This window comes from Bradyrhizobium liaoningense, from assembly GCF_018130785.1.
GTDB classification, from domain to species: Bacteria; Pseudomonadota; Alphaproteobacteria; order Rhizobiales; family Xanthobacteraceae; genus Bradyrhizobium; species Bradyrhizobium liaoningense_A.
The window spans coordinates 192,754-206,021 of sequence record NZ_JAFCJT010000002.1; the positions used below are offsets into that span (position 1 = coordinate 192,754).

The 13,268-nt window shown below is 65.7% G+C and carries 11 protein-coding genes and 1 tRNA gene; 5 read left to right on the forward strand and 7 right to left on the reverse strand.

Annotation, left to right across the window (positions count from 1 at the left end; translation table 11 throughout):
• Positions 1-107: 107 nt before the first annotated feature.
• Both lon and JQ627_RS06570 read left to right on the forward strand, forming a co-directional pair.
• A complete protein-coding gene (lon, locus tag JQ627_RS06565; protein WP_212483345.1) occupies positions 108-2,531 on the forward strand; it encodes an endopeptidase La in 2,424 nt (807 codons plus the stop codon).
• 75 nt (positions 2,532-2,606) lie between these two features.
• Entirely contained in the window at positions 2,607-3,011 is a 405-nt protein-coding gene (locus JQ627_RS06570) for a GFA family protein (protein WP_212484063.1), read from the forward strand.
• A 92-nt stretch (positions 3,012-3,103) separates the two neighbouring features.
• On the opposite strand, the gene JQ627_RS06575 is transcribed toward JQ627_RS06570, so the two are convergent.
• Positions 3,104-3,180 (reverse strand) — tRNA-Val (locus JQ627_RS06575).
• A gap of 234 nt (positions 3,181-3,414) precedes the next feature.
• Here JQ627_RS06575 and JQ627_RS06580 point away from each other — a divergent pair.
• Together JQ627_RS06580 and JQ627_RS06585 are read left to right on the forward strand one after the other, a co-directional pair.
• Positions 3,415-3,606 carry a hypothetical protein gene (locus tag JQ627_RS06580; RefSeq protein ID WP_212483346.1) on the forward strand — a complete coding sequence of 64 codons (192 nt, stop codon included), beginning with the start codon at positions 3,415-3,417 and terminating at the stop codon, positions 3,604-3,606.
• 179 nt (positions 3,607-3,785) lie between these two features.
• On the forward strand, positions 3,786-4,646 hold the full coding sequence (locus tag JQ627_RS06585; protein WP_212483347.1) for a class I SAM-dependent methyltransferase: 861 nt from the start codon (positions 3,786-3,788) through the stop codon (positions 4,644-4,646).
• A 132-nt stretch (positions 4,647-4,778) separates the two neighbouring features.
• Here JQ627_RS06585 and JQ627_RS06590 read toward each other — a convergent pair whose 3' ends face one another.
• The 6 genes from JQ627_RS06590 to JQ627_RS06615 all read right to left on the reverse strand — a co-directional run bounded on the left by JQ627_RS06590 (position 4,779) and on the right by JQ627_RS06615 (position 11,987).
• Positions 4,779-5,765 carry a cation diffusion facilitator family transporter gene (locus JQ627_RS06590; protein ID WP_212483348.1) on the reverse strand — a complete coding sequence of 329 codons (987 nt, stop codon included), beginning with the start codon at positions 5,763-5,765 and terminating at the stop codon, positions 4,779-4,781.
• 2 nt (positions 5,766-5,767) lie between these two features.
• A complete protein-coding gene (locus tag JQ627_RS06595) occupies positions 5,768-8,986 on the reverse strand; it encodes an efflux RND transporter permease subunit (RefSeq protein WP_212483349.1) in 3,219 nt (1,072 codons plus the stop codon).
• Positions 8,979-9,956, reverse strand: a complete 978-nt coding sequence (ihpB, locus tag JQ627_RS06600) for a divalent metal ion exporter adaptor subunit IhpB (protein ID WP_212483350.1) — start codon at positions 9,954-9,956, stop codon at positions 8,979-8,981. Before ihpB ends, JQ627_RS06595 begins: the two co-directional genes overlap by 8 nt.
• Positions 9,953-11,227 (reverse strand): divalent metal ion exporter subunit IhpA, encoded by a 1,275-nt coding sequence (gene ihpA, locus JQ627_RS06605; RefSeq protein WP_212483351.1) that lies wholly within the window; start codon positions 11,225-11,227, stop codon positions 9,953-9,955. The genes ihpB and ihpA overlap by 4 nt, the downstream gene beginning before the upstream one ends.
• Positions 11,228-11,282: 55 nt before the next feature.
• Complete coding sequence (locus JQ627_RS06610; RefSeq protein WP_212483352.1) at positions 11,283-11,645, reverse strand: hypothetical protein; 363 nt, start codon at positions 11,643-11,645, stop codon at positions 11,283-11,285.
• Between the two features lie 120 nt (positions 11,646-11,765).
• On the reverse strand, positions 11,766-11,987 hold the full coding sequence (locus JQ627_RS06615) for a hypothetical protein (RefSeq protein ID WP_212484111.1): 222 nt from the start codon (positions 11,985-11,987) through the stop codon (positions 11,766-11,768).
• A 376-nt stretch (positions 11,988-12,363) separates the two neighbouring features.
• Between JQ627_RS06615 and JQ627_RS06620 the strand changes: the two genes are divergently transcribed.
• Positions 12,364-13,242: a hypothetical protein gene (locus JQ627_RS06620; protein WP_212483353.1), complete on the forward strand. Its 879-nt coding sequence runs from the start codon at positions 12,364-12,366 to the stop codon at positions 13,240-13,242.
• The last annotated feature ends 26 nt before the right edge of the window (positions 13,243-13,268 follow it).

Below are 13,268 nucleotides of genomic sequence, written 5' to 3' on the forward strand. Positions count from 1 at the left end.
GTCTATAATGGGACCGACCGGTTCTGCGGATCACCTCGGCACCTTGTGGCGGTTGCGCATGAGCATGGCGGGCTGCGTGCAAGGGGGCAAAGCAAAAGGAAAAGGCCATGACTAATCCAAAACCCCGGCCAACCATCGTTCATGGCGAAACGCACGCCTATCCCGTGCTGCCGCTGCGCGACATCGTCGTCTTCCCGCACATGATCGTTCCGCTCTTCGTCGGTCGCGAGAAGTCGATCCGCGCGCTCGAAGAGGTGATGAAGAACGACGCGCTGATCATGCTCGCGACGCAGAAGAATGCGTCCGACGATGATCCGGCGCCCGATGCCATTTACGAGACCGGTACGCTCGCCAGCGTGCTCCAGCTCTTGAAGCTTCCCGACGGCACCGTGAAAGTGCTGGTCGAAGGGCTCGAGCGTGCGCGCGTGCAGAAGTACACCGATCGCAGCGAGTACTATGAAGCGACCGCGGTTGCGCTCGCCGACACCGATGCGAAATCGGTCGAGGCGGAAGCACTGTCGCGCTCGGTCGTGTCCGACTTCGAGAGCTATGTGAAGCTCAACAAGAAGATCTCGGCCGAGGTCGTCGGCGTCGTGCAGGCGATCACCGATTTCGCCAAGCTCGCTGATACCGTTGCGTCCCATCTCGCCGTCAAGATTGCGGATCGCCAGCAGATCCTGGAGACGCTGTCCGTCACCACGCGCCTTGAGAAGGTGCTGGGCCTGATGGAGAGCGAGATCTCGGTGCTGCAGGTCGAGAAGCGCATCCGCTCGCGCGTCAAGCGCCAGATGGAGAAGACCCAGCGCGAGTACTATCTCAACGAGCAGATGAAGGCGATCCAGAAGGAGCTCGGCGACGACGACGGTCGCGACGAGCTCGCCGATCTCGAAGAGAAGATCTCCAAGACCAAGCTCTCCAAGGAAGCGCGCGAGAAGGCGCAGCATGAATTGAAGAAGCTGCGCCAGATGTCGCCGATGTCCGCGGAAGCGACCGTCGTGCGCAACTATCTGGATTGGCTGCTGTCGATCCCGTGGAACAAGAAGTCCAAGGTGAAGAAGGATCTGGAATCGGCGCAAGCCATCCTGGATTCCGATCACTACGGTCTCGAGAAGGTCAAGGAACGTATCGTCGAGTATCTTGCGGTGCAGTCGCGCGCCAACAAGCTGACGGGCCCGATCCTGTGCCTCGTCGGGCCTCCCGGCGTCGGCAAGACCTCGCTCGGCAAGTCGATCGCGAAGGCGACGGGGCGCGAATTCGTGCGCGTCTCGCTCGGCGGCGTGCGCGACGAGGCCGAGATCCGCGGTCACCGCCGCACCTATATCGGCTCGATGCCCGGCAAGATCATCCAGTCGATGCGGAAGGCGAAGTCGTCCAATCCGCTGTTCCTGCTCGACGAGATCGACAAGATGGGCGCCGATTTCCGCGGCGATCCGTCTTCGGCGCTGCTCGAGGTCCTGGACCCCGAGCAGAACGGGACCTTCAACGACCACTACCTCGAGGTCGACTACGATCTGTCCAACGTGATGTTCATCACGACCGCGAATACGCTCAATATTCCGGGACCGCTGATGGACCGCATGGAGATCATCCGGATCGCGGGCTACACCGAGAACGAGAAGGTCGAGATCGCGCGCAAGCATCTGATCCCGACCGCGGTGTCCAAGCACGGCCTGGACTCCAAGGAGTTCTCGATCGACGACGACGCGCTGCTGCTATTGATCCGCCGCTACACCCGCGAAGCGGGCGTGCGTAACCTGGAGCGTGAGCTCTCCACACTCGCCCGCAAGGCGGTGAAGGAGCTGATGATCTCCAAGAAGAAGTCGGTCAAGGTCACCGAGAAGACTCTGGAAGAGTTGCTCGGCGTGCCGAAGTACCGCTTCGGCGAGATCGAGAGCGAGCCACAGGTCGGTATCGTCACCGGCCTTGCCTGGACCGATGTCGGCGGCGAGCTGCTGACCATCGAAGGCGTCATGATGCCCGGCAAGGGCAAGATGACGGTCACGGGCAATCTGCGCGACGTGATGAAGGAGTCGATCTCGGCGGCGGCGTCCTACGTCCGCTCGCGTGCGATCGTGTACGGCATCGAGCCGCCGCTGTTCGATCGGCGCGACATCCACGTGCACGTGCCGGAAGGCGCTACGCCGAAGGACGGTCCGTCGGCGGGCGTGGCAATGGCCACCGCGATCATCTCGGTCATGACCGGCATTCCGGTCCGCCACGATGTCGCGATGACCGGCGAGATCACGCTGCGCGGCCGCGTGCTGCCGATCGGCGGTCTGAAGGAGAAGCTGCTGGCCGCGGCCCGCGGCGGCATCAAGACGGTGCTCATCCCCGAGGACAACGCCAAGGATCTCACGGAGATTTCCGATGCGATCAAGGGCGGCATGGAGATCATCCCGGTCTCCCGTCTGGACGACGTCGTCGCCAAGGCGCTGGTGAAGAAGCCCGTGCCGATCGTCTGGGAAGAGGACACCAAGGTGACGGTGAAGCCGGACGGGGATGAGGCCGCCGGCGGCCTGACCGCGCACTGAGATCACAGCTCAGAAAGATGATAAAACGGCGCCTTCGGGCGCCGTTTTTGTTTTGAGGGCGAGGGGAAGAGGGTGATGCAGATCGACGGGCAGTGCCATTGCGGGCAGATCACCTTTGAAGCCGAGATCGACCCTGAAACGGTGTCGGTCTGCCATTGCCGCGATTGCCAAGCCCTCACGGGCTCACCGTTCCGGGTGACCGCGATCTGCACCAAGGCCGACGTGAAGCTCACCGCCGGCACGCCAAAAGTCTACGGCAAGCGCGGCGACAACGGCCGGATGCGCTTCCAGCATTTTTGCGCCGACTGCGGTTCCCCGCTGTTCACCAGCGGCGAGGGGGACCAGGCCGACGATTGGGGCATCCGCTGGGGCTCCATCCGCCAGCGGGATGCTTTGAGGCCCGTCAGGCAGATCTGGTGCCAGTCGGCGGCGGTGTGGATCGACGCCGTGCCACTGCTGCCGGGTAGGCCGGGGGACTAGGCTGGCTTGCCAAGTCGAAGCTCGCCGCAAAAAGCCCGCCTTCGCCCGTTGGGATTCGGCGCGGCAACCTGCGTCAATACGCGAGCGCAGGCTGGTGGGCGGTCACGGATTCGAACCGCGGACCCTCTCGGTGTAAACGAGATGCTCTAACCAGCTGAGCTAACCGCCCCAAGGCGCCTCTTTAGCCCTCCCGCGGGTGTTCGAGCAAGGCCCGAACGCATCGCAAATTGGGCTCGAGCAAGACCGCCTTGGCCGCTGGCGGCTGTCCTGCCTCGTTGCGCCTGGCATCGGACGCCCACGAACCGCCCTCCAAGGGTCCAAAATTGCCCTTTTTCGGTCATCTTTTTGATCGCCATCCGAACCACCGTTACGGCTCCCTGTGGCAGCGTGGAGTATCGCCGTGATGAGTGATCTTCGCATTAAGCTGGAAAGGTACGAGTCGAAAGCCGCCCACTGCATGAAAGCGGCTCAAGAAGCTCCTGATGAGGCCGGTAGGGCCTTCTACGAGGAGCTTGCCAATTATTACGACGAGCTGGCAGCCGACTTTCGCCGCGTCCTCGCCAAGCGAACCGAAGTTTCGCTCGCGGCCGAATGATCCGGCGTAGCGCAGGTCCGCAGTTGAAGACCTCAGCGTCCGTCAACCTCTGACGCCGTGCCGTGCGGCGTGAACGCAAGAACGTCTCGCTGACGGGTGGACCGAACAGGCCGCCTCAGTTGACGGCGTCCTTGCTTTTCGGCATCGGGGTCTTTCGACCAAGCTGCCGGAGGGGATCCATGGAACAGCCTAGCGGACACGCAGAGAACGCGGATCAGATCGCCTATTGGAACGGTCCGAGCGGGCAGCGCTGGGCCGATCGTCATGCGGCGCAGGAAAAACTGCTTGGGCCGATCGCGGACGCCCTGATCGAGCGCGCCAGGCCAAAGCCGGGCGAGCGCGTGCTGGACGTGGGCTGCGGCTCCGGTGCGACGACGGTCGCGTTCGCAAAGGCTGTCGCGCCCGATGGCTTCGCGCTCGGCCTCGACGTTTCCGACCCGATGCTGTCGCAGGCGCGCGCGTTTGCGCCAAAGGGTCTGCCGCTCGATTTCGTGCTGGCGGATGCGACGGTGCATCCGTTCGAGCCGGCGAGCTTTGACCTGCTGGCGTCGCGCTTCGGCGTGATGTTCTTCGCCGATCCCATTGCGTCCTTCACCAATCTCCGCCGCGCACTCAAGCCGTCGGGACGGCTCGCGTTTGCCTGCTGGCGCGAGCCGAAGGAAAATCCGTGGATGATGGCGCCGCTGATGGCGGTCTACAAACATGTCCCGAAGATGCCGCCGGTCGGGCCGGAAGAGCCGGGCCCGTTCGCCTTCGCCTCGGAAGAGCGCGTGACGCGCATCCTGAAAGGTGCAGGCTTCGTGGACGTGGCGATGGAGCCGCGCAATCTCGCGATGGATGTCGCCATCGGCGGTGGTCTCGATGCCGCGGTCGACGGTGCGCTCCAGATCGGCCCCGCCAGCCGCGCGCTCCAGGGCCATCCGCCGGAGACCTATGCCGCTGCAAAAGCCTCGATCCGCGAGATGCTCGCGCCGTTCCTGAAGGGACAGAGCGTGGCGCTGCAGGGCGCGATCTGGATCGTCACGGCGAAGGTGGCGTAGGAGGTCGGCGAAACTCTCTCCACCGTCATTGCGAGCGCAGCGAAGCAATCCAGACTGTCTCCGCTGAGACAGTCTGGATTGCTTCGTCGCAAGTACTCCCCGCAAATGACGGTGTGGATGGATTTGCGAATCCTAAACCACATCATCCGGCGCCAGCGCGCAGCCATTGTCCGGATGCGTCTCGACCTGAAGCGTGGTGTGGCCGATGCGGAAGGACGCCCTCAGGAGCTGTGCCGTCTCCATCAGGAATGCATCGGCAGTGCCCGCGGGCATGACGAGGTGACAGGTCAGCGCCGTCTCGGTGGTCGAGATCGGCCAGACATGGAGATCGTGAATCGCGGACACGCCCGGCCGCGCCAGCAGGAATGACCTGATCGCGGCGAGGTCGGTGCCCTTGGGCGCCGCAGCCATCGACATGTCGATGGAGCCGCGCAGCAGACTGGTGGTGCTCCAGAGGATGGTGGCGCAGATGACGAGGCTGGTGACGGGATCGAGCCAGAGCCAGCCGGTCCAGATGATCAGCGCCGCCGAGACCACGACGCCGAGCGAGACAGCGGCGTCGGCCGCCATGTGCAGATAGGCGCCTTCGATGTTGATGTCGTCCTTGCGTCCGCGCGCGAACAGCATGGCGGTGAAACCGTTGATGAGGATGCCGATGCCGGCGACTACCATCACGGTCACGCCGGCGACCGGCTCCGGCTCGCGCAGACGCAAGATCGCTTCCCAGCCGATCGCGCCGGTCGCGACCAGCAGGAAGACCGCATTCGCCAGCGCCGCCAGGATGGTGGAGGCGCGCAGGCCATAGGTGAAGCGGCCGCTCGGCGCGCGCCTTGCCGCGATCGACGCAGCCCAGGCCACGATCAGGCCGAGCACGTCGCTGAGATTATGGCCGGCGTCTGCAAGCAGCGCGGTGGAGTTGCCGATATAGCCGTAGATCGCCTCGGCCACGACCAGCGCGATGTTGAGCGAAATGCCGATCGCGAATGCCTTGCCGAAATTGGCGGGCGCATGGACATGCGCGTGGCCGGCACCGTGATCATGTCCGTGCGCATGACCATGGTCATGCCCGTGGCCGGCATGATCATGGTGGTGATGACCGTGATGGTCGTGGCTGCCCAAATCTAGCGCTCCCGGGACGCCGCCAAATCAGGCGCCATTGTAGGCGTTTCACCTGGCGCGTCACGACGGAACAGCGCATAGAGCGCCGGCAGCACCAGCAACGTCAGCACGGTCGAGGAGATGATGCCGCCGATCACCACGGTCGCCAGCGGACGCTGCACCTCGGCGCCGGCGCCGGTGGCGAGCGCCATCGGCACGAAGCCGAGCGAGGCGACCAGTGCAGTCATCAGCACCGGCCGCAGCCGGGTCAGCGCACCCTCGCGCACCGCGTCGGCAACGGGGAGCCCCTCGCTGCGCAGCCGCTCGATGAAGGCGATGATGACGAGGCCGTTGAGAACGGCCACGCCCGACAATGCGATGAAGCCGACACCGGCGCTGATCGACAGCGGAATGTCGCGCAGCAGAAGCGCGGCAACGCCGCCCGTCAACGCCAGCGGCACACCGGAGAACACCAGAGCCGCATCCGCCGCCGATCCCATGCCCATGAACAGCAGCAGGAACACCAGCAGCAGCGCCACCGGCACCACGATCGTCAGCCGCTTGGTCGCCGAGACCAGCTGCTCGAACTGGCCGCCCCAGCCGATCCAATAGCCCGGCGGCAGCTTGACCTTCTCGGCGACGGCCGCTTCCGCCTCGCTCACGAAGGAGCCGAGGTCGCGCGCGCGGACATTGGCGGTGACGACGATGCGCCGCTTGCCGTTCTCACGGCTGATCTGGTTGGGACCGGGCGTCGCATCGACGGTTGCGACAGACGACAGCGGGACATAGCGCATCTGGGCAAGGGGAGAGGCGGTCAGCGCTGTTCGAACGGCGGTGCCGCCTGCAGCTTCCTCGCTGGGCGGCAGCGGGATCGGTATGGCCCGGATCGCCTCGAGATTGCCGCGCAGACGTTCCGGCAGGCGCACGACGATGTCGAAACGGCGGTCGCCCTCGAACAGCTTGCCTGCCGACTTGCCGCCGACCGCGATCTCGACAATGCCCTGTACCTCACCGATGCTGAGCCCGTAGCGGGCGAGCGCCTGGCGGTCGAGCCGGACGGTGAGGATCGGCAGGCCCGAGACCTGCTCGATCTTGACGTCGCTGGCGCCGCGGATGCCGCGGATTGCGGCCTCGACCTGCTTTGCGGCGCCTTGGAGGATGTCGAGGTCGTCGCCGAAGACCTTGATGCCGACGTCGCTGCGCACGCCGGAGATCAGCTCGTTGACGCGGAACTGGATCGGCTGGGAGATTTCATAGGCGCTGCCGGGAATTTCGTCGGCGGCGTGGTCGATGGCCTCGATCACCTCCGATTTCGGCTTGCCCGGGTCGGGCCATTCCGCGCGCGGTTTCAGCATGATGTAGCCGTCGGTCTGCGCCGGCGACATCGGGTCGGTCGCGATCTCGGCGGTGCCGATGCGGGTGAAGAATTCCTTCACCTCGGGAATCTCCTTGATGCGCTTTTCCAGCGCCTTTTGCAGATCCAGCGACTGCGTGAGGCTGGTCCCGGGAATCCGGATCGAGGCCAGCGCGACGTCGCCTTCGTCCAGGCTCGGGATGAACTCGCCGCCCATGCGCGCGGCGGCGATGCCGCTTGCGACCACGATGATGGCGGCCATGACGGTGACCGCGATCCGATTGTCGATCGCGAGGCGGAGCAGGGGGAGATAGATGCGCTTCGCCACCCGCATGAACAGGTTTTCGTGTTCGGACACCTTGCCGGTGACGAAGATGGCAACCGCCGCCGGCACGAAGGTGATGGAGAACAGCACCGCGGCGCCCAGCGCCATCAGCACGGTCAGCGCCATCGGCGTGAACATCTTGCCCTCGACGCCGGTCAGCGTCAGCACGGGCAGGTAGACCACCGCGATGATCAGCGTTCCGAACAGGCTCGGCTTGATGACCTCGCGCGACCCGCGCAGGATCGCGCGCAGCCGTTCGGGGGTGGAGAGCAGGCCGCCTTTCTGGCGCTGCGCCTCGGCCAGCATGCGCAGGCAGTTCTCGACGATGATCACGGCGCCGTCGACGATGATGCCGAAATCGATCGCACCCAGGCTCATCAGGTTCGCGCTGACTTTTGTTTCGACCATGCCGGTGATCGTCATGGCCATGGAGAGCGGAATGACGCAGGCCACCACGAGCGCGGCGCGGATGTTTCCGAGGATCAGGAACAGCACGGCCACGACCAGGGCCGCACCTTCCAGGAGGTTGTTTTCGACCGTACGGATGGTGGCCTCGACCAGATGGGTGCGGTCGTAGACGGTCCGGGTCACGACGCCGTCGGGCAGCGATTTGGCGATCTCGTCGAGACGGGCTGCGACGCGGCGCGCCACGCTGCGGCTGTTCTCGCCGATCAGCAGCATGGCGGTGCCGAGCACGGTTTCCTCGCCATCGCGCGTCGCCGCGCCCGTGCGGAGGTCGCGGCCTTCCGTGACGGAGGCGACATCCCTGATCCTGACGGGATTGCCGCCGCGCGAGCCGATCACGATGTCCTGGATCTCGCTGATGCTGCCGACCTGGCCCGGGGAGCGCACCAGATATTGCTCGCCGTTGCGTTCGATATAGCCGGCGCCGACATTGGCGTTGTTGGCGGCGAGCGCCGTCATGACGTCGCGAAAGCCGAGCCGGTAGGCCATCAGCTTGCCGGGGTCCGGCAGCACGTGGAACTGCCGCTCGAAGCCGCCGATGGTGTTGACCTCGATCACCCCGGGCACGTTGCGAAGCTGTGGCCGGATGATCCAGTCCTGCACGGTGCGGAGGTCAGTCAGCGAATAGTCGTGACCGCCCTGCGTCTTCGCCCCCGCCTTTGCCTCGACGGTGTACATGAAGATTTCGCCCAAGCCGGTCGAGACCGGGCCCATCGCGACCTCGACGCCGGCCGGAAGCTGGTCCTTCACTTGCTGGATGCGCTCGCCCACGAGCTGGCGGGCAAAATAGATATCGGTGCCGTCCTTGAACACGACCGTCACCTGGCTCAGGCCGTAGCGCGACAGCGAGCGGGTGTAGTCGAGCTTCGGCAGGCCGCCCATGGCGGTCTCGACGGGGAAGGTGATGCGCTGCTCGGTTTCCAGCGGCGAGTAGCCGGGCGCGCGGGTGTTGATCTGGACCTGGACGTTGGTGATGTCGGGTACGGCGTCGATCGGCAGGCGCTGGAAATTCCAGGCTCCGAAGGCGACGGCGCCGAGCGCGAGCAGCAGGACCAGCCAGCGCTGCTGAAGCGAGACCGCGATGAGACGCTCAATCATGCTCGGCCTCGCCCTTGCCCATCTCCGCTTTCACGACGAAGCTGTTCTCCGCGACGTAATGCTCGCCGGCCGAAAGACCCGCCTTGATCTCGACATGGCGCGGATCGGAATCCCCGAGCTCCACGGGACGCGCCTCGATCTTGTCGCCGTCCTCGCGGACGAACACGATGGTCCTGTTCTCCAGCGTCTGGATCGCACTTCGGCGTACGGCGACCGCGACGTTGCGCGCGGCGAGGATCAGCCGCGCCGTGACGAACAGGCCGGGACGCAGGCGCCCGTCCGGATTTGGCAGCACCACGCGGGCGAGCGCGGTCTGGGTCTCGCTGCTGCCGATCGGCGCCATGTAGGAGATCGTGCCCTTGATCTCGCCGCGGCCGTCGTCGGGATCGATCAGCACCTCGTCGTTGAGACGAACGCGCCGGAGGTCCTGCCGGTAGATCGACAGGTCGACCCAGATCGTCGAGAGGTCGGCGACCACGAAGGCCGGCTTCTGCTCGGAGGCGTATTCGCCGAGCGAGATCTGCCGCTCGATGATGGTGCCTGCGATCGGCGCCTTCAGCTCGTAGACGGTGAGGCTCTGGTTGCTCTCGATCGCGGCGAGCAGATCGTCCTTGCCGACCCTGTCGCCGATGCGCTTCTGGATCGATTTGGCGACCCCCGGAAAGCGCGGCGTCACCTGCACGACGGCTTCCTGGTTGGCGCGCAAGATGCCGTTGAAAGACAGTGTATCGGTCAGCGTCGCGCTTGAAGCTTCCGCCAGCACCACGCCGGCGGCGGCCAGCTTGACGTCGGAGATGCGGATGCGGTCGGCGCCGTGCTCGTCCTGCTCGACATGGTCGCTCGGCTTCTTCTGTTCGGAATGCTCGGCATGCTCGGTGTGCGTGACCCCGGCAGGCGCGAGCAGGGAATAGCCGTAGGCGCCGAGTGCGGCGGCCACGATGGCGACGAGAATGGTGGAGGACGTCTTCATCGTGCGCTATCCCGGGCCAGTGCGAAGGGGTTGCCAACGAGGCCTTCGATGGTCGCGACGCCGGCATGGAAGTTCTGCAGCGCCTCCTGCTCGCGCAGGCGCGCCTGGGTGACGCTCGCCTGGGCGTCGAGCACTTCGAGCAGGGAGAAGCGGCCCTGGCCGTAGCCCTGCGCGATCGCCTCCGAGGCTTCCGTGGCTTTCGGAATCGCGGTCTCGCGCAGCACCGCGAGCTCGCGCAGCGAGCCCTGGAGCGAGTCGTAGGCGCGGCCGGCGACTACGATCAGCGTGTTGCGGTTGGCTTCGCGCTCGGCCCTGGTCTTGGCGAGGCTTTCCTGCGCCGAGAGGATGTTGCCCTGGTTCTGGTCGAACACGGGGATCGGCACCGAGACGGTGAGGCGCACCGCGTCGTCATTGGTCTCGTTGAAATGGCGCCATCCCGCCGCGATCCGCACGTCGGGATAGGGCCTTAAGCGCGCCATCAACAGCTCGGCGTTGCGCTGGGCATAGACGGCGGTCCAGCGCACCAGCTGCGGATTGGCATCGATGGCGGCGACGACCGACTGGAACGTCGGCGTCTTTCCCGTGGTGTCGAGCCGGCCGGAGACCTCGCCGAATTTTGCCGCGGGATCCCCCATCAGCACCGCAAGCTCGCGCCGGGCGCTGGCCAGCGTTGCCTTGAAGCGTTCGCGGTCGGCCTTCACCAGGGCGGACGCGACCTCGGCGCGGCCGGTCTCGGCCGGCGAGGAGGCGCCGGCCTCGACGCGGCGGCGCAGCAGCGGCGTCAGGCGGTCGATCGCGGCGATCTGCTCGTCGAGGATCTGGATGCGCCGCTGCGCGCCGAGCACGCTGAGGAAGGCGATCGCAGTCTCCGACAGCACCTCCAGCCTGACCGCCTTGCGCTGGATCGCGGCCACCTCGATGCCGGCGGCGCCTGCGGCGATCCGCGCATCACGCTTGCCGAACAGCTCGAAGGCCTGGCTGATCTGGAGCGTGGTCTCGGCCGATCTCGTGCCGCGATAGATGCCCGATCCGAACGAATTGTCCTGTTCATAGGACAGTTCCGGATTGAGCAGCGCGCCGGCCTGGATGCGCTGCCCCGTGGCGATGCCGACGTCGCGCTCTGCCGCGGTGAGCCGCGGGCTCGCGGCCAGCGCGCGCGACAGCGCGCTCCGCATCGTCAAAGTCTGGGCGTGAGACGGCGCAAGCGCCAATCCGGCAACAAGACACGCTGCCACGCACGCCAGGCGCGCGGCCATTCCGTTGCGAAACATGAAACCGACCTGTGAGGGATGAACCTAATGGGCGCGGGACGCCCGACCAATCCGTTCAGGCCATAGGCTTGGGAGGCGGGGAGTCCGTATCAGGGACGATTCCAGCGAGCTGGGGTGCACGTTGCGGGCTCGATGCAGACACAAGCGCGATCAGTACCGCCGGTGGCGCCGGCTGCGTCACCGCCACCGAGAAGCAGCCGTGGCAATGATGCCCGCCGATTGCCTTGTGGTCGCTGTGACCTGCGGAGCCATCAAGGACCGCAGCGATCTCCGAGCCGCCGCCGGGCGTAGTCACGTCGATGTCGTGCAGGCCGTGCAGCGCGCCCGCGAGCAGATAGACAACCGCGATCAGCACAGACAGCAGTCCGCGCCAGTGGCGCGGGCGGCAAAATCCTGAGGGCTGGCGGTTCGCGAGCACGACGTCACTCTGGTTGCGGTCTGTGCACGGCCTAGCATGGTGCCGGGAACAGTGTCGACCCGCAACATTGTTACGTCCCTGGAACAATTGCCGCAGCAGCGCGTGGATTGCGACCGCCTCTTACTGGCGGGCGATGACGCGCCAGGGTGAGGCGAAGGTCTCGCTTGCCGCCGTGCCGACGGGCTCCGGAGCAGGCGGCGGGTCGTCAGCTTCCACGGTCGTGACGGCGCAACGGCCGGCTTCCATTGCCTGCTCCAGCCATTCGATGGCTTCATCGATCCATTGGTCGTGGTGCTCGGGATCGGCGATGGCCTTCTCCCGGGATGCATTCGCCTGATTCAAGCACGCGGTCCTGCGATCCACACGGCGCTCCCGATCTGGAGGTTCGCCCCGATCGCATCTTTGACGATCCTGGCACCGGCGTCGTTAACATAGGACAGTAAGGCGGTTGCAAATGCGAAAGGGCCCCAGCCGGGGCAGACCGGCTGAGGCCTTCAGTGCTCACAATCTTCATCCTTGGGACTTGAGCAATCAATCCGCATCTCGCCAGTTCGTTCCCCGGGAAATATCGAATTAGGAACGTTCCTCATTCCCCCTGATTAGCGATCAGGAGTGTTTGAGGAGGATGGGACTATGGACGGACTGATTTATCTGATCGGCCTGATCGTCGTGATCATGGCGATCCTGTCGTTCTTCGGCCTGCGCTGAGAGGACGGCAATGGAAACTCTCGTACAGGAAAACATGATGGAAGATGGCGTAGCCGAGGACCGCCGGACCATCCAGTGGAGTTCGGTGCTTGCGGGCGCTTTCGCCGCCGGTGCGATGTCGTTCATCCTGGTCGGCTTTGGCGTCGCCATCGGCCTCGGTGTCAGTTCGGCCTCGCCGACATGGCGCGACGCCTCGGCGGCGCTGGCGCTGCTGTCCGGGCTGTATCTGATCATCCAGGCGATCATCAGCTTCGGCTTCGGCGGCTACATCGCCGGCCGGACGGCGCGGCCGGCGCCGGCGCTGGCCACGATCGAGGACGACGGCGAGCGGCGGGACGGCCTTCATGGGCTGACGTCCTGGGCTCTGGCAGTGCTGATTGGCGCTGCGCTGCTGGCGATCATCGGTGCTGCCGCGATCGACCGTTCGCCGATGCGCAGCTCGTCGGGGAATGCGACCTCCGCCGAGCCGCTGTTGAGCTACGAGCTCGACAAGCTGTTCCGCGCGCCGCGGCGGCCTCCCGCCGACATGCGGGAAGCCCGTGCCGAAGCCGGACGCATCCTGATGACGTCATCGAGCCATAGCGGCGTCGCGCTCGATGATCGCAATTATCTCGTGCAGCAGGTCTCCGCGCTGACGGGACTGGCGGCGGCCGATTCCGAACGTCGGGTCGACGCCCTGATCGCGGATGCGCGGACGGCCATCAGCCGTGCGCGGCGCAACTCGGTCATCGTCGCTTTCTCGGTGGCGGCGGCGGCCCTGATCGGAGCCGCGGTGGCCTGGGCGGCGGCGGTTGCCGGCGGGCGGCACCGTGATGGAGAGCCGCTGCCGAACTGGATGGCGAACTCGAACCGCTTCCATCGCAGCCCTCGCGCGATGCCCGTGCCGTAGATGCCGATTGGACTGCCAGGCGGTCG